This is a genomic window from Xanthomonas sp. NCPPB 3174, assembly GCF_056725205.1.
The window spans coordinates 2,102,860-2,121,199 of the sequence record NZ_CM161517.1; the positions used below are offsets into that span (position 1 = coordinate 2,102,860).

Here is an 18,340-nt window from a genome sequence, read left to right on the forward strand (position 1 = left end):
GCAGTCACAAGTCTTGAGACAGACCGCGCTTAAGCTGGCTTCACTACGACGCCGGCCCTGTCACGCCGCCGTCCCCCAGGCATTCCCCCAGGCATGGAGCAGCGCAATGGCAAGCAGACAGCCGCGTGGCCGCAGCAGCGGGCGTGCGCCCAAGGCACCCGTCACGTCCTCGACCTCCAAGCCCGGCAAGACGCCGGTCAAGGCGCAGGCGGCATCCGCCGCCAAGCCGAGGGCGGCACTGCGCAAGACGGCGACAGGCGGCGTAGATGCTGCCAAGCGGGCGCAGAAGACGACGCCGGCAGGAGCGGCTGCGTGGGCAAGGCCCGCAACAGCGTCCAGTTCCACCGTCTCGGCTCCTGGCGCCAGCAGACCTGCCTCTGCGACCCGCGCCGCGACGCCGCCAGCGCGCAACGCGCTGCGGCCTAAGGCCACCGGCGAAGGCTCGCTGGCGCAGGGGCAGGCGCGTACCGTCGTCTACATCCATGGCATCGGCAACAAGCCACCGGCCGAGGTGTTGCGCTGCCAGTGGGACCGCGCGCTGTTCGGCCGCGCGATGGGCGAGCGCACGCGCATGGCCTATTGGGTCAATCGCGAGCGCTATCCGTCGCCGGAGCCGGGCGATTGCCAGGATCAGGACCGCGGTCCGGTATTGAACCAGGCCGAGCAGCGCATGTTGAGCGCGCTCGGCATGGCGCCGCAACTGGCCGATCTGCGCCAGCTCGCCGACACCCTGGCCAGCAGCGATGCCGAGCGCGCGCGGTTGCACCAGGTGCTGGACGAGGTGGAGGCGGCGGCGCCGCCCTCGGCGGCTGCAGCCGCCGATGTGCATGCGCAGGGCGTGATCGACGTGTTCAATCGCGCGCTGCTCAAGCTGATCTCCGCGGCGCTGCTGCAGGACGTGCACGATTTCTTCTTCGTGCCGGCGCGACGTGAGCAGATGCGCGACAGCCTGCTGCAACGCATCCGCGCCGGTGGCGGCCCATTCGTGATCGTCGCGCATAGCCAGGGTTCGCTGATCGCCTACGACGTGCTGCGCGAACTGCAGCCGCAGGACTGCGAGGTCTCGCTGCTGCTCACGCTCGGCTCGCCGCTGGGGCTGCCGGTGGTGCGCAGCATGTTCAAGGAGTGGACCGGTACCCCGAAGCTGCCGTTCCCGCCCTGCGTGGCGCGCTGGGTCAACGTCGCCGAGCGGCGCGACCCGGTGGCCCTGGACGACGATCTCAGCGACGACATCGCCGATGCCGGCGGGCGCTTCCACAACATCGCCGGGTCGAAGATCAATCCCGATTGGCAGCACAACCCGCATTCGGCCGCCGGCTACCTGTCCATCCCCGACGTGCGGGCCGAGGTGCGGCGCGCGGTGGGTGTGGGCTTCGATCAGCCGATCGCGCACCCGGTGTTGATCAAGGATTTGTCCGACCAGTTGGAGGCGCGTGCGCCGGACTACCGTCATGAGGTGCTGATCGAACTCGAGAAGCTGTCCGAGGCCGGCGATCCGGCCCAGCTCAAGCGCGACCTGATCGCCGCATTGCGCACGCTCACCGGGGCCTCCACCGGCCTGCACGGCGAGGCGCTGGATGTGCAGATCGAGCTGGAAGACACCATGCAGCGCTACGTGTCGGCGCGGCTGACCCGGTTCGAGATCGAGAGCCTGCGCGAGCGCTATCGCGATCTCAACCTGAAGCGCCTGTGGCGCGATGCGGGCAAGCGCGCGCTGATCTACCAGTCGCGCAGCACGATCCAGGTGGACGCGGCGCAGGTGGCTTACCGCGCACTCGGCGCCGGTATCGGCTGGGCGGTACTGGACAGCGGCATCGCCGCGGCGCATCCGCACTTCCATACCGCCGGGCAACCGGCGGCCGTGCTCGCCCAATGGGACTGCACCCAGCGCGGGCGCCCGCGCGCACTGCGCCCGGGCGAGGCCGGCTTCGATGCGCTCGACGGCAATGGTCACGGTACCCACGTGGCCGGCATCATCGCCGGGCAGTGCGAGGCGCCGCTGCCCGGTTTGCCGGCCACCGCGCCGCTGCAGTTCGCCGGCATGGCGCCGCTGGCGCGGCTTTACGGACTGAAGGTGCTGGACGACGACGGCAACGGCCGCGACTCCTGGATCATCAAGGGCGTTCAGCAGGTGGCCGAGCTCAACGAGCGCGCCGGCGAGCTGGTGGTGCACGGGGTCAACCTGAGCCTGGGCGGCTACTTCGACGCCGAGAGCTACGGCTGCGGCTTCACCCCGCTGTGCAACGAGTTACGCCGGCTGTGGCGGCAGGGCGTGGTGGTGGTGATCGCGGCCGGCAACGACGGACTGGCCTGGCTGATGCAGGGCGACGGCGAGGCCTACCCGCTGAACCTGGACCTGAGCATCGGCGACCCGGCCAACCTGGAGGAGTCTTTGGCAGTGGGTTCGGTGCACAAGAGCAGCCCGCACAGCTACGGCATTTCGTATTTCTCCTCGCGCGGCCCGACGGCCGATGGCCGCTACAAGCCGGACCTGGTCGCGCCGGGCGAAAAGATCCTGTCGGCGCACCACGGGTTTGTGGTCGAGGATCCCGGCACCTGGATGGTGGAGATGAGCGGCACCAGCATGGCCGCGGCGCATGTGTCCGGGCTGATCGCCGCGTTCCTGTCGGTACGCCGCGAGTTCATCGGCGCCCCGGATCGGGTCAAGCAGCTGGTGCTGGCGCAATGCCTGGACCTGCAGCGCGATCGCTACATGCAGGGCAGTGGACTGCCGAGTTTGATGCGGATGCTTGGCGGGACGTGAGTGGGGCGGGGATGATCAGCCATTCGGCTGCTGAAAAGCCAGGGATTGGGGATTGGGGATTCGCAACAGCAGTTCTCAGGCCGCATCGTCTTTCATTCGGAAATCTGCTTGCGCCGCGATCGGTGAATGCCAATGTTCCAGGAACGCCTGGCGGACCCCGTGCGAGCGGCGCGTCTGAATCACGTCGCGATTCCTGCGTCATCGCGTCGCGGCTGAAGCCGCTCCTACAAGGGCATTGATGCGCTATAGGGCTCTTGCCGCTGCCGAAATTTCCGTGCTGCGCTGCGCGTTCGGTTGAGTTGGTGTGCCGGGGAGTTGCTTTCGCGACTCCCCAATCCCCAATCCCCAATCCCGGCCTCACCGCGTCGCGGCTGAAGCCGCTCTACGGGAAAGGCGAGGCGGGCAAGACAACTGGGGCGGGCAGGAGATTTGCTGTTGCGAATCCCCAATCCCGAATCCCAAATCCCAGCCCCTCAGGCATTCTTGTTGTGCCGGCGCATGATGCGCTGCTTGTCGCGGGCCCAGTCGCGGTCCTTGGCCGCGTTGCGCTTGTCGTGGTCCTGCTTGCCCTTGGCCAGTGCGATCTCGAGCTTGATCTTGTTCTTGCTCCAGTACATCGCGGTGGGCACGAGGGTGTAGCCGTCGCGTTCGACGCGGCCGATCAGCTTGTCGATCTCGTTCCGGTGCAGCAGCAGCTTGCGCGTGCGGCGGTCGTCGGCCACCACATGGGTGGAGGCCTGGATCAACGGGGTGATCTGCGCGCCGAACAGGAACAGCTCGCCCTGGCGCACGAAGGCGTAGCTCTCGCCGATGTTGGCGCGGCCGGCGCGGATCGACTTCACCTCCCAGCCCTGCAGGGCCAGGCCGGCCTCGTAGCGGTCCTCCAGGTGGTATTCGTGGCGCGCGCGCTTGTTCAGGGCGATGGTCTTGTTGGCCGTCGCGCCGTTTGCTTTATCCTTGGCGGGTTTCTTGCTCATCTTGCTATTGTCTCCGATTCGGGGCCTCCCGAACGTCTTGGTCCCACTTCCGTCCCGAATGCCTATCATCCGCCGCAGCGCTCTGGTCGAACACGCCGCAACGCGCATGTTCGATCTGGTCAACGACGTCGCCGCCTATCCGCGCCGGTTCGCCTGGTGCGATGCGGCGCATATCCTCGAGCAGAACGACCGCGTCCTGGTCGCGCGGCTGGACCTGGGGCTGGGTTCGTTCCGCACCTGGTTCACCACCGAGAACAGCCTGCAGCGCCCGGATCGCATCGATATGCAGCTGCGCGACGGCCCGTTCAAGCGCCTGCAGGGGCAGTGGACCTTCCAGGGCTTCAACGACCATGCCAGCAAGGTCAGCCTGATGCTCGACTTCGAACCGGCCTCGCGCCTGCTGGGGCCGGCGCTGGCGCTGGGCTTCCAGAGCCTGGCCGATCGCATGGTCAACGACTTCGTGCGCGTGGCCGACCGGGAACAGGCCTAGCCGCCATGCAGATCGAGGTGGTGCTGGCCTGGCCGGAGCGCTTCGTGTCGCAGCGGCTGGATCTGCCGGAAGGCGCGACCGTGGCCGATGCGCTGGCGGCCGCCGCGTTGCCCGAAGCGAGCCCCGACATGCCGTGCGCGGTCTACGGCGAAGTCGCCGCACCGACGCGGCTGTTGCAGGACGGCGACCGGGTGGAACTGCTCAGGCCGCTGCTGATCGACCCCAAGGACGCCAGGCGGCGCCGCGCCAAGCCGCGCTGAGCGGCGGGGCACGGCGCGGCCGCCGGCTCATTCGCCGCGGCGCTGCTTCTTCTTGTCCTTGGCCAGGTTGCGGCCGAACTGGCGCACGCTGTTCTTGGCCAGTTCTTCGTCCTGATCCGGGAAATAGTCGCCTTCCCAGCGGGTGACCATGTCGTTGTCGAAGAACACGACGAAGTTCTTGATCTCGGTATGGCCGACGCGATCGATCCGCTCGGTGGAGGTGTAGTCCCAGCGCTGCGCATGGAACGGATCCGGGATCGAGGGGCTGCCCAGCAGCGCGCTGACCTGCTGCTTGCTTTGCCCGACCTTGAGCTGCTCCACGGCCGACGGCTTGATCAGATTGCCCTGATAGATGGGCTGCTTGTAAATGATGCCGCAGCCGGCGGTGGACAGGGCAACAGCGGCGACCAGCAGGAGATTGCGCATCGGGGACATGGCTGAATGAAATCACGTCGATGATACACTCCCGGCGACCGCCGCGACCCATTCCCAGGCAGCTGGCGATAAACCAGCTATGAACGGAGACGCCATGGAATCCCACGATCTGCGCAAAGTCGGCCTGAAGGTCACGCACCCCCGGATGCGCATCCTCGAGCTGCTGGAGCAGAAATCGGCGCGGCACCACATGACTGCCGAGGAGATCTACCGGCAGCTGCTGGACCACGGCGACGAGATCGGCCTGGCCACCGTGTACCGCGTGCTGACCCAGTTCGAGGCGGCCGGGCTGGTGCTCAAGCACAACTTCGAGGGCGGCCAGGCGGTGTATGAGCTGGACCGCGGCGGCCACCACGACCACATGGTGGACGTGGACACCGGCAAGATCATCGAGTTCGAAAGCGCGGAGATCGAGGAATTGCAGCGCAAGATCGCCGCCGATCACGGCTACGAACTGGAGGAGCACTCCCTGGTGCTGTACGTGCGCAGCAAGCGGCCGAGCGGCAAGAAGGGCTGAGTTCTGCGGCCGGGTCGGCCTGGCCTGTGTCCCTTCGGTGCAACGCGCTAGGGCTTCGCCACGTACCCTCACCCCAACCCCTCTCCCGGTGGGAGAGGGGCTACTGCCTCTCCCATCTCCCACCGGGAGAAGGTGCCCCGCAGGGGCGGATGAGGGTCCGGGTGGCGCCGTGTGGATCAGGTCAGCGGGTCGCTGCGCGCCGAACCCTTACCCCAACCCCTCTCCCGGTGGGAGAGGGGCTAACGCTTTTCCCTTCTCCCGCCGGGAGAAGGTGCCCCGCAGGGGCGGATGAGGGTTCGGGTGTCGCCGCATGGATCACGTCAGCGGGTCGCTCCGCGCCGAACCCTCACCCCAACCCCTCTCCCGGTGGGAGAGGGGCTTTTGATGCTTTCAGTGACCTGCGGCGCCTGGGCAGGGCGGCACGGCCTGGCGCTGGCAGCGCTGCCCGATCGCCAGCCGCTCAGCCCGCGCTGAGCAGCAGCCGCTTGGCCGCGGCGCGGGCTTCCTTGCTGACCTCGACCCCGCCCAGCATCCGTGCCAGTTCTTCCTCGCGCTGGCGTGGGGCCAGCAGTTCCACCGAGCTCTGGGTCATGCCCTCGACCGGCGCCTTGCTGACCCGGTAGTGGGCGTGGCCCTGCGCGGCGACCTGCGGCAGGTGGGTCACACACAGCACCTGGCGCTGCTCGCCGAGCGCGCGCAGCTTCTTGCCGACGATGTCGGCGACGGCGCCGCCGATGCCCGAGTCCACTTCGTCGAAGACCATGGTCGGCACCGCGTCCAGGCCCAGCGCGGCGACCTCGATCGCCAACGAGATGCGCGACAGTTCGCCGCCGGAAGCGACCTTGCGCAGAGCGCGCGGCGGCTGCCCGGCGTTGGCGGCGACCAGGAACTCGACCCGCTCGGCGCCGGCCGGGTCCGGCCGCTCCGTCTCATGCGGCTCGAGCTGTATCAGGAAGCGGCCGCCGCCCATGCCCAGTTCGCCGATCAGTGCGGTGGTGTCGTGCGAGAGCGCCTGCGCGCCGCGGTCGCGGGTGGCGGTCAGGGCGGCCGCGGCGTCGCGCCAGGCCTGGGTGGCCTGGGCGATCTCGGCGTCGAGCACGTCCAGCCGCTCGCCGGCGCCGCGCAGGCTCTCCACTTCGGCCAGCAGGGCGTCGCGGTGCCCGGCCAGCGCGTCCACCCCGATCCGGTGCTTGCGCGCCAGGTCGTGCAGTCGGCCGAGCTTGCGTTCCATCTCATCGAACTGCGCCGGGTCGGCATCCAGGTCGTCGCGGACCCGGTCGATCAGCGCCAGCGCTTCCTCCAGCTGGATGCCGGCGCTGTCGATTAGCGCCTGCACCTCGGCCAGGCGCGGGTCGTACTCGCCGACCTTGCCGAGTTCGTGGCGGGTCTGCTGCAGCAGGTCCAGCACCGCCGGCGCCTCGTCGCCGTTGAGCCGCTGTGCCGCGCCCTCGCAGGCGCCGATCAGCGCGGCGGCGTGGGCCTGGCGGCGGTGGTTGGCGTCCAGGGCAGCGATCGCCGCCGGGTCCAGGTCCTCGCGCTGCAGTTCGGCCAGCTGGTGCTGCAGGAAACCGATGCGGTCGCTGACGTCGCCCTGCGCCAGCAGGGTCTCGCGCTCGCTGAGCAGGCCCTGCCAGCGGACGGCGGCGGCGCGCACCGCGGCGCGTTCGGCCTCGTTGCGGGCGTAGGCGTCGAGCAGACCGAGCTGGCTGCCGCGCGAAAGCAGGGCCTGGTGTTCGTGCTGGCCGTGGATCTCGACCAGGTGGCCGGCCAGTTCGGCCAGTTGCGACAGGGTCACCGGGCGGCCGTTGATCCAGGCGCGGGAGCCGCCGTCGGCGCGGATCACCCGGCGCAGTTGGCAGTGTTCGTCGTCGTCGAGTTCGTTCTCGCGCAGCCAGGCGCGCGCCTGGGCGGGGGGCGCGAACTCGGCCGACAGTTCGGCGCGGTCGGCGCCGTGGCGGACCACGCCGCTGTCGGCGCGCAGCCCGGACAGGAAGCCGAGCGCGTCCACCATCAGCGACTTGCCGGCGCCGGTTTCGCCGGACACTACGGTCATGCCGGGGCCGAATTCCAGTTCGGTGCCGCGTACGACGGCGAAATCCTTGATCGAGAGATGTCTGAGCATGGGGTCTGCATCCGGAGCCGCGCAACGCTAGCATGCGCGGGTAGGTGGGCCAATGACTTGCCAAGCCGGCGTGCAGACATTATCTAAGGGCCAGTCTCACGGGTTGATTCCATGCGCGCTTCCCCGGTCCATTCCAGCCTCGATCCGCGTGCCCGGCAGCTGCTGCGCACGCTGATCTCGCGCTATATCCGCGACGGCGAGCCGGTCGGCTCGCAGACCCTGGCCCGGCATGCCGGGCTGGACGTGAGCCCGGCGACGATCCGCAACATCCTGGCCGACCTGGAGGACGCCGGGCTGCTCAGCTCGCCGCACACCTCGGCCGGACGCGTGCCCACCGCCACCGGCTACCGGGTGTTCGTCGACAGCCTGGTGCAGATGCGCCCGCCGGCCGAAGGCGAGGTGGCGCGGCTGCGCGCGGAGATGGCCAATGCCGCCGGCACCCAGGCATTGCTGGGCAGCGCTTCGGAACTGTTGTCGGCCATGACCCACTTCGTCGGCGTGGTCAGCGCGCCCAAGCGCGAGCAGTTCGCGTTCCGGCATATCGATTTCGTGCCGCTGGACGCTCGGCGGGTGCTGGCGATCCTGGTGTTTGCTGACAACGAGGTGCAGAACCGCGTCATCGAGCCGCGCAAGGTCTACGAGCCGGCCGAACTGGAGCGGGTGGCCAACTATCTGAACCGGCATTTCGCCGGGCGCGCCCTGGCTGACATCCGTGCCAGCCTGCTGCGCGACCTGCGCCACGCCCGCGACGAGATGGAGCAGTTGCTGGCGCACAGCGTCGAGCTGGCCGAGCAGGCGCTGGCCCCGGCCGGCGACGACATGGTGCTGGCCGGGCAGACCAAGCTGATGGGCGTGCAGGACCTGTCGGACCTGGAGCGGCTGCGCGAACTGTTCGAGGTCTTCGCCAGCAAGCGCGAGATCCTGCAGCTGCTCGAGCGCACCATCCGCGCGCCCGGCGTGCGCATCTTCATCGGCGAGGAGACCGGCATGGTGCCGCTGGAGAGCGTGTCGCTGGTGACCGCCCCGTACATGGCCGGCGGCCAGGTACTGGGCGTGCTGGGCGTGATCGGCCCCAAGCGCATGGACTACGACCGGGTCATCCCCCTGGTCCAGACTGCCGCCGACGTCCTCGGCGCACGCCTGGACCCGTCCCCGCCCGGCGACCGCTGAGCCAGCACTAGCAAAGCACCGCCGCGCCCGGCCGAATCCCCAATCCCGAATCCCCGCTTTTCAGCAGCCGAATGGCTGATCATCCCGGCCTCACTTGAATCCGCCCGCACCGCCCACATAGGTGGTCCGGTAAGGCGGGACGTACCCCGCCAGGGATACGGACATGACGCAAGAACACCCCGAATTCGATTCCGAACACCTGACCGAGGCGCAGCAGCCCTCGAGCGATCCGCTGCAGGCGGAGATCGAGACGCTGCGCAGTGAACTGGCCCTGGTCAAGGCCGACGCCCTGCGCGAGCGGGCCGACCTGGAGAATCAGCGCAAGCGCATCGCCCGCGACGTGGAGCAGGCGCGCAAGTTCGCCAACGAGCGCCTGCTCGGCGACCTGTTGCCGGTGTTCGACAGTCTGGACGCTGGGCTGAGCGCCGCCGGCAGCGAGCCCAGCCCGCTGCGCGACGGCCTGGAGCTGACCTACAAGCAGTTGCTCAAGGTCGCCGCCGACAACGGCCTGACCCTGCTCGACCCGACCGGCGAGCCGTTCAACCCGGAGCATCACCAGGCGATCAGCCAGGCCGAGGCCGAGGGCGTGGCGCCGGGGCACGTGATCCAGGTGTTCCAGAAGGGCTACCTGCTCAACGACCGCCTGCTGCGGCCCGCCCTGGTGGTGGTGGCCAAGCACGACTGAGCGCCGGCCGCCTCGCCTGAACCCGGCGCGGCAGCCGTGGAACGCTAATTTGCGGCGATGGCTTGAATGACCCGCGGCCATCCCTATATCCGAACCAGATCCCGGCACTGGCCGGCTACACGACCTTTCAGGAGTCATTGCAATGGGCAAGATCATCGGCATCGACCTGGGCACGACCAATTCGTGCGTGGCGATCATGGACGGCGGCAAGGCCCGCGTCATCGAGAATTCCGAGGGTGACCGCACCACGCCGTCGATCGTCGCATACACCAAGGACGGCGAAGTCTTGGTGGGCGCCTCGGCCAAGCGCCAGGCCGTCACCAACCCCAAGAACACCTTCTATGCGGTCAAGCGCCTGATCGGCCGCAAGTTCACCGACGCCGAAGTGCAGAAGGACATCGGCCTGGTGCCGTACAGCATCGTCCAGCACGACAACGGCGACGCCTGGGTGGCCACCGCCGACGGGCGCAAGCTGGCCTCGCAGGAAATCTCCGCGCAGGTGCTGGAGAAGATGAAGAAGACCGCCGAGGCGTTCCTGGGCGAGACCGTCACCGAGGCGGTCATCACCGTGCCGGCGTACTTCAACGACAGCCAGCGCCAGGCGACCAAGGACGCCGGCCGCATCGCCGGCCTGGACGTCAAGCGCATCATCAACGAGCCGACCGCCGCGGCGCTGGCCTACGGCCTGGACAAGGGCCAGGGCGGCGACCGCAAGATCGCCGTGTACGACCTGGGCGGCGGCACCTTCGACGTGTCGATCATCGAGATCGCCAACGTCGACGGCGAGAAGCAGTTCGAAGTGCTGGCCACCAACGGCGACACCTTCCTCGGCGGCGAAGACTTCGACAAGCGCGTCATCGACTACCTGGTGGAAGAGTTCAACAAGGACCAGGGCATCGACCTGCGCAAGGATCCGCTGGCGCTGCAGCGCCTGAAGGACGCCGCCGAGCGCGCCAAGATCGAACTGTCGTCCTCGCAGCAGACCGAGGTCAACCTGCCGTACGTCACCGCCGACGCGTCGGGCCCGAAGCACCTCAACATCAAGCTGACCCGGGCCAAGCTCGAGGCGCTGGTGGAGGACCTGGTCAAGCGCACCATCGATCCGTGCCGCACCGCGCTGAACGACGCCGGCCTGCGTGCCAGCGACATCACCGAGGTGATCCTGGTCGGTGGCCAGACCCGCATGCCGAAGGTGCAGCAGGCGGTGGCCGAGTTCTTCGGCAAGGAGCCGCGCAAGGACGTCAACCCCGACGAGGCCGTGGCGTTGGGCGCGGCGATCCAGGGCGGCGTGCTGGCCGGCGACGTCAAGGACGTGCTGCTGCTCGACGTGACCCCGCTGAGCCTGGGCATCGAGACCCTGGGCGGCGTGTTCACCAAGATCATCGAGAAGAACACCACCATCCCGACCAAGGCCTCGCAGGTGTTCTCCACCGCCGAGGACAACCAGTCGGCGGTGACCGTGCACGTGCTGCAGGGCGAGCGCGAACAGGCCCGCTTCAACAAGTCGCTGGCCAAGTTCGACCTGTCCGGCATCGAGCCGGCGCCGCGCGGCCTGCCGCAGGTGGAGGTGTCCTTCGACATCGATGCCAACGGCATCCTGCACGTGTCGGCCAAGGACAAGAAGACCAACAAGGAACAGAAGGTCGAGATCAAGGCCGGTTCGGGTCTGTCGGACGACGAGATCCAGCGGATGGTCGCCGACGCGGAAGCCAACCGCGAGGAAGACAAGAAGTTCCACGAGCTGGTGCAGGCGCGCAACCAGGCCGACGGCCTGATCCACGCCACCCGCAGCGCGATCACCGAGAACGGCAGCAAGGTCGGCGGCGATGTGATCGGCAAGGTCGAGTCGGCGCTGGCGGATCTGGAAACCGCGATGAAGGGCGACGACAAGGGCCAGATCGAGGCCAAGACCAAGGCGCTGGAAGAGGCCGGTCAGTCGCTGTACGCGGCCGCGGCGGCGGGCGAGCAGCAGCCGGGCGGCAACGCCGGCGGCGCGCATGCGTCCTCGGCCCAGTCCGACGACGTGGTCGACGCCGAGTTCACCGAAGTCAAGGACGACAAGAAGTAAGCCGGGATTGGGGATTTGGGATTGGGGATTCGCAAAGGCCTTGGCCTGTTGGTTCCCACTCCCATCCCTGTCCATCAAGTTTGTAAAAGCGGAAGAGCCGAGGCTCTCCGCTTTTGCATTGAACGAATCCCGACTCCCGAATCCCCAATCCCCGCCCTATGAGCAAACGCGACTATTACGAAGTGCTGGGTGTGGCCCGCACCGCCAGCGACGACGAGCTGAAGAAGGCCTATCGCCGTTGCGCGATGAAGTACCACCCGGACCGCAATCCCGGCGACCACGCCGCCGAGGCCGCGTTCAAGGAATGCAAGGAAGCCTATGAGGTGCTCTCCGACGGCAACCGCCGGCGCATGTACGACGCGCACGGCCACGCCGCGTTCGAGCACGGCATGGGCGGGATGGGCGGCGGCCCGGGCGGCCCGGACATGGGCGATATCTTCGGCGATATCTTCGGCAACATCTTCGGTGGCGCCGGCGGTGGCGGGCGTGCGCCGCGGCGTGGTGCCGACATCGGCTACGTGCTGGAGCTGGACCTGGAAGAAGCGGTGGCCGGCATCGAGCGTCGCATCGAAATCCCGACCCTGAGCGAATGCGAGCACTGCCACGGCAGCGGCTCGGAGGACGGCAAGGTCGAGACCTGCGGCACCTGCCACGGGCGCGGCCAGGTGCGCATCCAGCGCGGCATCTTCGCCATGCAGCAGACCTGCCCGCATTGCGCCGGTCGCGGCCAGATCGTGCAGAACCCGTGCGGCGAGTGCCATGGCGCCGGGCGTGTGGAAGAAACCAAGGTGCTGTCGGTGAAGATTCCCGCCGGCGTCGACAACGGCGATCGCATCCGCCTGTCGGGCGAGGGCGAGGCCGGTCCCGCCGGTACCCCGCCGGGCGATCTGTACGTGGAAGTGCGGGTGCGCGAGCATCCGATCTTCCAGCGCGACGGCGACGACCTGCACTGCGAGGTGCCGATCCGCATCTCGCAGGCGGCGCTGGGCGACACCGTGCGCGTGGCGACCCTGGGCGGCGAGGCGGAGATCCGCATCCCGGCCGAGACCCAGACCGGCAAGCTGTTCCGCCTGCGCGGCAAGGGCGTGCGCTCGGTGCGCAGCCGCAGCGAAGGCGACCTGTACTGCCGCGTGGTGGTGGAGACCCCGATCAACCTCACTGCCGACCAGCGCAAGCTGCTGGAGCAGTTCGAGTCCACCTTCACCGGTGAGGACGCGCGCAAGCATTCGCCGAAGTCGGCGACCTTCATCGATGGCGTGAAGGGGTTCTGGGACCGGATGACGTCGTGAGGCCGGGATTGGTGATTCGGGATTCGGGATGACAGCCTGCGGCTGTTGAAAAGCCGGGATTCGGGATTTTCCAAGGGTTCCTGGCCGCTGCCAGGCTTTTTGTGGGAGGGGCTTCAGCCCCGACGCTTTACCGTCAAAGCGTCGCGGCTGAAGCCGCTCCGACAGCGGAATGTTGTGCTGGAATGTTTCGCCCGCTGCCTGCAGCGGACGTCAAGATTCGATTCCGGATGCTTGGCCGTTCTTGCGCATCCTGACTCTATGTTGTGTAGGAGCGGCTTCAGCCGCGACGCTTTCTCGTCGGAGCGTCGCAGCTGAGGCCGTTGTTGCTTAAAGCCATGCAACGCACCGGCACGCGCGCATCCGGGCGCCCTTGCGCCGGCGCTACACTACGGCGATGAACGCCTCCGCCGACAGTGCCACCGCACGTCATCTCATCCATGGCCGCCGCCAGCGGCCCGACGGACCGGTGCCGGTCGACGTCATTTCCGTGCAGTCGCAACTCGTCTATGGCCACGCCGGCAACAGTGCGGCGGTGCCGCCGTTGCGCGCGCTGGGCTTGCGCGTGGCCGAGATCCCGACCACCTTGCTGAGCAATGCGCCGTTCTATGCCACGCTGCGCGGCAAGGTGCTGCCGTCTGAATGGTTCGCCGATCTGCTGCTCGGCGCCAGCGAACGCGGCCTGCCGCAACGTGCGCGCATGCTGGTGTCCGGCTATTTCGGCAGCGTCGGCAATGGCGCCGCCTTCGCCGACTGGCTCGACGCCACGCTGCCGCAGTGCCCGACGCTGCGCTACTGCCTGGATCCGGTGATCGGCGATACGCACACCGGTCCCTACGTGGAGCCGGGCCTGGAAGCGATCTTCGCCGAGCGCCTGTTGCCGCACGCATGGCTGGTGACGCCGAATGCGTTCGAGCTCGGCCGCCTGACCGGCATGCCGGCACTGGCGCAGGACGACGCGATCGCCGCAGCACGCGTGTTGCTGGGGCGCGGTCCGGAATGGGTGCTTGCGCACAGCGTCGGCGGCGATGCCGGGCAACTGGTGACGCTGGCGGTGAGCCGCGAGGCGGTCTACCGCTGGTGCTCGCCATTGCTGCCGGTGGATGTCGCCGGCACGGGCGACGTGTTGATGGCGCTGCTGGTGGCCTTCCTGCTGCGCGGCGACAGCTTCGAGGCGGCGATCGGCCGCGCCATCGCCGGCGTGCACGCAGCCCTGGAGGCGACCCTGGCCGCGGACGTGGAAGAACTGGACGTGCTGGCGGCGGCGCCGGCTGCGCTGGCCACGCCGCTGCGCTTCGTCGCCGAGCGCCTGGCGTGAGCCTGCGCCCGGTCGTCGGCATCGTCGGCAGTGCCGGCGCCTATGGCCGCTGGCTGAGCTGCTTCTTCCGCGAGCGCATGCAATTGCAGGTGATCGGCCACGATCCGGCCGACCCGCAGTCGCTGGCGCCGGAGGCGCTGCTGCAGCAGGCGCAGGTGCTGATCTTCTCCGCGCCGATCCGGCACACGCCGGCGTTGATCGGCGAGTACGTGCAGCGCGCCGGCGGCCGCGAGCGCGACCAGCTCTGGCTGGATGTCACCTCGGTCAAGGCCGCGCCGGTGGCGGCGATGCTGGCCTCGCAGGCGGAAGTGGCCGGCCTGCATCCGATGACCGCGCCGCCCAAGTCGCCCACGCTCAAGGGCCGCGTGCTGGTGGTGTGCGAGGCGCGGGTGGCGCAGTGGCAGCCCTGGCTGCACACCATGTGCGCCGCGCTGGAAGGCGAGTGCGTGCACACCACGCCCGCGCACCACGACCAAGTGATGGCGCTGGTGCAGGCCATGGTCCACGCCACGCACTTGGCCCAGGCCGGCGTGCTGCGCGAACATGCGCCGGCGCTGGGGCCGTTGCAGGCCCTGCTGCCGTACCGCTCGGCCTCGTTCGAGCTGGATACCGCGATCATCGCGCGCATTCTGGCCCTGAATCCGGCCATCTACGAAGACATCCAGTTCGGCAATCCGCATGTGGGCGATGTGCTGGACGGGCTGATCGCGCAGCTGTCGCGGCTGCGCGACCAGGTCGGCCGCGGCGACGATGCGGCGCGCGCGCAATTCCGCGCCGAGTTCCTCGACGCCAACCGCCAGGCCTTGGGCGAGGCGGCGATCGCCCAGGGCAACTACAGCTACGAGCGCGTCGGTTATCTGCTGGCCGATCTGACCGAGCAGTCCACGCTCAGCGTGTACCTGCCGGAGGACCGCGCCGGTTCGCTGCGCGCGCTGTTGCACGTGTTCGAGCGCCATGGGGTGAATCTCGCTTCGATCCATTCCTCGCGCACGCAGGCGGGCGAACTGCATTTCCGGCTTGGCTTCGATCCGGCCAGCGATGCCGGCGCCGTGCGCAGGGCTGCGGCGGAGATCGATGCCAGTGGGATCGGGCGGGTGTTGGCGGGGTGAATTGCATCGCATGCCGTCGCGGCTGAAGCCGCTCCCGCAGGAACTTGCGGCGAGTGGGCTAGGGCATTGTGGGAGGGACTTCAGTCCCGACGCGGTGCGCGATCGGAACGCGCACCGCTTCGCTTGTCGCGGCTGAAGCCGCTCCTACGAAAGTACGCAAGAACCGTCGTAGGAGCGGCTTCAGCCGCGACCGTGCAACTCGCCAGACGCGTGCACGGGAACCACCAACGTCTGCCGCAATTCATCCACAGCGCATGTGGATGGCCACTGCGCAAACATGTGGATAACTGTCGGCGCGCCTTGCGGGGCAAGCCTGTCAAGAGATGTGGCGAAAAATTCACCAGCTTGCCGCCAGTGCCCCGAACGCCAGTGGCGATGACAGGGCACGGTGGCATACTGTGATGGCGACGCTAGACCGCGGTCAGGGTCAACTCGCCGCCGGTGGTGACGAACTGCTGGCCGCGGCGGATCAGCTTGCGGCCGTCGGCCAGTTCGTAGCGCAGTCCGCTGTCGGCGTGCGGGTCGTGCTGCGCCTGCTGCTGGCGCGGCGCATCGTCCTGGAACTCGGTGATCAGATAGGCCTCGCCGTCGGGACCGAGGGCGGGCAATTGGCGAAAGGACATCGGAAGCCTCCTGTCGAACGCTGCATCGAATGCGGGACGCCGGAGCGGCGGTCGCGAGCGCGCGGCCGCAGCGCAGACGCGGTCCGACCGTAGTCCCGCTGTCGTTAGCGCGGCGTGCTCAGTCGATGAATTGCAGGCGAGCGAGTTCGGCGTACAGCCCGTCCTGCGCCAGCAGCTCGGCGTGGGTGCCCTGGGCGACGATGCGGCCGTGGTCCATCACCACGATGCGGTCGGCCTTCAGCACGGTGGCCAGGCGGTGTGCGATCACCAGAGTGGTGCGTCCGGCCATCAGCCGCTCCAGCGCCTGCTGCACGGCGTGTTCGCTCTGCGCGTCCAGGGCGCTGGTGGCCTCGTCCAGCAGCAGGATCGGCGCGTCCTTGAGCAGGGCGCGGGCGATGGCGATGCGCTGCTGCTGGCCGCCCGACAGGCGCGCGCCGCGTTCGCCCAATTCGCTGGCATAGCCATCCGGCAATTGCCGCAGGAACGCATCGGCTTCGGCCGCGCGCGCGGCGGCCTCGACCTCGGCCTCGCTGGCCTCGAGCCGGCCGTAGCGGATGTTGTCGGCGGCGCTGGCGGCGAACAGGGTCGGGTGCTGCGGCACCAGGCCAATGGCTGCGCGCAGTTGCGACGGGTCCAGCGTGCGCAGGTCCAGGCCGTCCACCTGCACGCTGCCCGATTGCGGATCGTGGAAGCGCATCAGCAGCGCCAGCACGGTGCTCTTGCCGGCCCCGGAGGGGCCGACCAGGGCCACGCTCTCGCCGGGCCGCACGTGCAGGTCGAATCCGTCCAGCGCCGGCTGATCGGGGCGCTGCGGATAGCGGAAGCTGACGTTGTCGAAGCGCACCTCGCCGCGCAGCGGCTGCGGCAGCGCACGCGGTTGGGCCGGGGCGACGATCTCGGGACGTTCCTGGAACAGTTCGGCGATGCGGCCCATGCCGCCGGCCGCGCGCTGCAGGTCGTTCCAGACTTCGGCCAGCGAGGCCACCGAACCGCCGCCGAACATCGCGTACAGCAAAAACTGGCCGAGCGCGCCCGCGCTGAGTTCGTGGGCGGCGACCTCGTGCGCGCCCAACCACAGCACCAGCACGATGGCGCCGAAGATCAACACGATGGCCGCGGCGGTGATCAGCGCCTGCGCGCGGACCCGGCGCCGCGCCACCGCCACAGTCTGCGCCAGCGCCTCGCCGAAGCGGCCGCGTTCGTAGCCTTCGCGCGCGTACGCCTGCACCGTGCGCACCGCGCCCAGGGTCTCGGCGGCCAGGGTGTTGGCGTCGGCGACGCGGTCCTGGCTGGCGCGCGAGATCTTCTGCAGCCGGCGCGCGCCGAGCACGATCGGCAGCACCGCCACGGGGATGCCGAGCAAGGTGTAGGCGGCCAGGTGCGGGCTGGTCACGCACAGCATCACCACGCTGCCGACCGCGGTGACCGTGCTGCGCAGCGCCACCGACATGGTGCTGCCGATGACCCCGCGCAGCAGTTCGCTGTCGGCCGACAGGCGCGAGACCAGTTCGCCGCTGCGGTTGCGGTCGTGGAAACCGGCATGCAGCCCGATCAGATGCGTGTACAGGCGCTCGCGCAGGTCGGCGACCACCTTCTCGCCGAGCAGCGACACGAAGTAGAAGCGCGTGGCGGTGGCCACCGCGAGCACCACCGAGACCGCGAACAACAGTGCGAACGACTGGTTGATGAGGCCGACGTCCTCGAAGCCGTGGTCGATCATCTGCCGGACCGCGACCGGCAGGCTCAGCGTGGCGCTGGAGGAGATCGCCAGCGCCACCAGCCAGGCGATCAGCAGCCCGCGCCGGCGACGCACGAACGGCCACAAGGTGCGCAGGCTGCCGAGTCTGCGCAGCGACTTGGCCTGGTCGGCCGAGGGGGTGTTCATGCGGGGGCGGGTTCCGAACAGCGGACCCGATTGCGAGTGGCGTCGCGCAGGCGGGTTTTCAAGGCGTCGACGCGATCGCGGGGCAGGCGCAGGCGCAGTTCGGCGCCGCCGGCATCGAAGCGTTCATCGAGTTTTTCCGCGGCGCAGGCGCTCAGCGCGGCATGCACCGCGCCCAGGTCGTCGAAGCCGCAGTGCAGGGTCAGCAGGCTCAACGCGAGCAAGGGTTGCCGGGGCGCCAACCGCAGGCATTCGGCCGCGCTGCCGCCATAGGCGCGGACCAGGCCGCCGGCGCCGAGCTTGATGCCGCCGTACCAGCGCGTGACCACCACCACCACGCGGTCGAAGCCCTGGCCGTCGATCGCCGCCAGGATCGGCCGGCCGGCGGTGCCGGCGGGCTCGCCGTCGTCGCTGGAGCGGTATTCGTCGCCATGGCGGTAGGCCCAGCAATTGTGGGTGGCGTCGGCCACCATCACCTGCTGCACGAACGCCAGCGCTGCGCCGGCGTCGGCGATCGGCGCGGCGTGGGCAACGAAGCGACTGTGCTTGATCTCCACGCTGTGGCTGACGGGGTGCGGGAGCGTGTCGGGCATCGGCGGCATTGTAGACGAGGTGCGGCCTCGGCCCGCCGTGG

16 protein-coding genes are annotated in these 18,340 nt (G+C 68.9%); 10 read left to right on the plus strand and 6 right to left on the minus strand.

Annotation, left to right across the window (positions count from 1 at the left end):
- Positions 1-514 precede the first annotated feature (514 nt).
- On the plus strand, positions 515-2,764 hold the full coding sequence (locus AC1PK7_RS09395) for a S8 family serine peptidase (RefSeq protein ID WP_481100871.1): 2,250 nt from the start codon (positions 515-517) through the stop codon (positions 2,762-2,764).
- A gap of 473 nt (positions 2,765-3,237) precedes the next feature.
- Here AC1PK7_RS09395 and smpB read toward each other — a convergent pair whose 3' ends face one another.
- The gene (gene smpB / locus AC1PK7_RS09400) at positions 3,238-3,741 is read right to left on the minus strand and encodes an SsrA-binding protein SmpB (RefSeq protein ID WP_010344270.1); all 504 of its coding nucleotides are present in this window, start codon (positions 3,739-3,741) and stop codon (positions 3,238-3,240) included.
- A 58-nt stretch (positions 3,742-3,799) separates the two neighbouring features.
- On the opposite strand from smpB, the gene AC1PK7_RS09405 reads away from it, so the two are divergent.
- Together AC1PK7_RS09405 and AC1PK7_RS09410 are read left to right on the plus strand one after the other, a co-directional pair.
- A complete protein-coding gene (locus AC1PK7_RS09405) occupies positions 3,800-4,231 on the plus strand; it encodes a type II toxin-antitoxin system RatA family toxin (protein WP_148828116.1) in 432 nt (143 codons plus the stop codon).
- Between the two features lie 5 nt (positions 4,232-4,236).
- Positions 4,237-4,491, plus strand: a complete 255-nt coding sequence (locus tag AC1PK7_RS09410) for an RnfH family protein (RefSeq protein WP_420009646.1) — start codon at positions 4,237-4,239, stop codon at positions 4,489-4,491.
- 27 nt (positions 4,492-4,518) lie between these two features.
- On the opposite strand, the gene AC1PK7_RS09415 is transcribed toward AC1PK7_RS09410, so the two are convergent.
- A complete protein-coding gene (locus tag AC1PK7_RS09415) occupies positions 4,519-4,917 on the minus strand; it encodes an outer membrane protein assembly factor BamE (RefSeq protein ID WP_010344267.1) in 399 nt (132 codons plus the stop codon).
- Positions 4,918-5,020: 103 nt separating this feature from the next.
- Here AC1PK7_RS09415 and fur point away from each other — a divergent pair, with 103 nt between their 5' ends.
- Positions 5,021-5,443 (plus strand): ferric iron uptake transcriptional regulator, encoded by a 423-nt coding sequence (fur, locus tag AC1PK7_RS09420; protein WP_026143876.1) that lies wholly within the window; start codon positions 5,021-5,023, stop codon positions 5,441-5,443.
- A 460-nt stretch (positions 5,444-5,903) separates the two neighbouring features.
- Here the strand turns inward: fur and recN are convergent, their stop codons facing one another.
- Positions 5,904-7,565, minus strand: coding sequence for a DNA repair protein RecN (recN, locus tag AC1PK7_RS09425; RefSeq protein WP_481100612.1), 1,662 nt, complete (start codon positions 7,563-7,565; stop codon positions 5,904-5,906).
- Positions 7,566-7,676: 111 nt separating this feature from the next.
- On the opposite strand from recN, the gene hrcA reads away from it, so the two are divergent.
- From hrcA to AC1PK7_RS09455, 6 genes are all read left to right on the plus strand, one after another.
- Positions 7,677-8,735 carry a heat-inducible transcriptional repressor HrcA gene (hrcA, locus tag AC1PK7_RS09430; protein ID WP_481100613.1) on the plus strand — a complete coding sequence of 353 codons (1,059 nt, stop codon included), beginning with the start codon at positions 7,677-7,679 and terminating at the stop codon, positions 8,733-8,735.
- 163 nt (positions 8,736-8,898) lie between these two features.
- Positions 8,899-9,420: a nucleotide exchange factor GrpE gene (grpE, locus tag AC1PK7_RS09435; RefSeq protein WP_481100614.1), complete on the plus strand. Its 522-nt coding sequence runs from the start codon at positions 8,899-8,901 to the stop codon at positions 9,418-9,420.
- 142 nt (positions 9,421-9,562) lie between these two features.
- A complete protein-coding gene (gene dnaK, locus AC1PK7_RS09440) occupies positions 9,563-11,488 on the plus strand; it encodes a molecular chaperone DnaK (RefSeq protein WP_481100615.1) in 1,926 nt (641 codons plus the stop codon).
- Between the two features lie 158 nt (positions 11,489-11,646).
- A complete protein-coding gene (dnaJ, locus tag AC1PK7_RS09445) occupies positions 11,647-12,777 on the plus strand; it encodes a molecular chaperone DnaJ (RefSeq protein WP_481100616.1) in 1,131 nt (376 codons plus the stop codon).
- A gap of 394 nt (positions 12,778-13,171) precedes the next feature.
- On the plus strand, positions 13,172-14,092 hold the full coding sequence (gene pdxY, locus AC1PK7_RS09450; protein WP_481100617.1) for a pyridoxal kinase: 921 nt from the start codon (positions 13,172-13,174) through the stop codon (positions 14,090-14,092).
- A complete protein-coding gene (locus AC1PK7_RS09455) occupies positions 14,089-15,201 on the plus strand; it encodes a prephenate dehydrogenase (RefSeq protein WP_481100618.1) in 1,113 nt (370 codons plus the stop codon). The genes pdxY and AC1PK7_RS09455 overlap by 4 nt, the downstream gene beginning before the upstream one ends.
- Positions 15,202-15,611: 410 nt before the next feature.
- Here the strand turns inward: AC1PK7_RS09455 and AC1PK7_RS09460 are convergent, their stop codons facing one another.
- The 3 genes from AC1PK7_RS09460 to AC1PK7_RS09470 form a co-directional block, all read right to left on the minus strand.
- A complete protein-coding gene (locus AC1PK7_RS09460) occupies positions 15,612-15,824 on the minus strand; it encodes a hypothetical protein (RefSeq protein ID WP_010344257.1) in 213 nt (70 codons plus the stop codon).
- Between the two features lie 118 nt (positions 15,825-15,942).
- Complete coding sequence (locus tag AC1PK7_RS09465; protein WP_481100619.1) at positions 15,943-17,709, minus strand: ABC transporter transmembrane domain-containing protein; 1,767 nt, start codon at positions 17,707-17,709, stop codon at positions 15,943-15,945.
- Positions 17,706-18,299 (minus strand): IMPACT family protein, encoded by a 594-nt coding sequence (locus AC1PK7_RS09470; protein ID WP_017913577.1) that lies wholly within the window; start codon positions 18,297-18,299, stop codon positions 17,706-17,708. Before AC1PK7_RS09470 ends, AC1PK7_RS09465 begins: the two co-directional genes overlap by 4 nt.
- Positions 18,300-18,340 lie beyond the last annotated feature (41 nt).

What these genes read in the sequence shown, in the direction of transcription:
- smpB (WP_010344270.1), bottom strand. Translation starts at nt 3,741, where the DNA reads ATGAGCAAGAAACCCGCCAAGGATAAAGCAAACGGCGCGACGGCCAAC.
- AC1PK7_RS09405 (WP_148828116.1), top strand. Translation starts at nt 3,800, where the DNA reads ATGCCTATCATCCGCCGCAGCGCTCTGGTCGAACACGCCGCAACGCGC.
- AC1PK7_RS09410 (WP_420009646.1), top strand. Translation starts at nt 4,237, where the DNA reads ATGCAGATCGAGGTGGTGCTGGCCTGGCCGGAGCGCTTCGTGTCGCAG.
- AC1PK7_RS09415 (WP_010344267.1), bottom strand. Translation starts at nt 4,917, where the DNA reads ATGCGCAATCTCCTGCTGGTCGCCGCTGTTGCCCTGTCCACCGCCGGC.
- fur (WP_026143876.1), top strand. Translation starts at nt 5,021, where the DNA reads ATGGAATCCCACGATCTGCGCAAAGTCGGCCTGAAGGTCACGCACCCC.
- recN (WP_481100612.1), bottom strand. Translation starts at nt 7,565, where the DNA reads ATGCTCAGACATCTCTCGATCAAGGATTTCGCCGTCGTACGCGGCACC.
- hrcA (WP_481100613.1), top strand. Translation starts at nt 7,677, where the DNA reads ATGCGCGCTTCCCCGGTCCATTCCAGCCTCGATCCGCGTGCCCGGCAG.
- grpE (WP_481100614.1), top strand. Translation starts at nt 8,899, where the DNA reads ATGACGCAAGAACACCCCGAATTCGATTCCGAACACCTGACCGAGGCG.
- dnaK (WP_481100615.1), top strand. Translation starts at nt 9,563, where the DNA reads ATGGGCAAGATCATCGGCATCGACCTGGGCACGACCAATTCGTGCGTG.
- dnaJ (WP_481100616.1), top strand. Translation starts at nt 11,647, where the DNA reads ATGAGCAAACGCGACTATTACGAAGTGCTGGGTGTGGCCCGCACCGCC.
- pdxY (WP_481100617.1), top strand. Translation starts at nt 13,172, where the DNA reads ATGAACGCCTCCGCCGACAGTGCCACCGCACGTCATCTCATCCATGGC.
- AC1PK7_RS09460 (WP_010344257.1), bottom strand. Translation starts at nt 15,824, where the DNA reads ATGTCCTTTCGCCAATTGCCCGCCCTCGGTCCCGACGGCGAGGCCTAT.
- AC1PK7_RS09465 (WP_481100619.1), bottom strand. Translation starts at nt 17,709, where the DNA reads ATGAACACCCCCTCGGCCGACCAGGCCAAGTCGCTGCGCAGACTCGGC.
- AC1PK7_RS09470 (WP_017913577.1), bottom strand. Translation starts at nt 18,299, where the DNA reads ATGCCCGACACGCTCCCGCACCCCGTCAGCCACAGCGTGGAGATCAAG.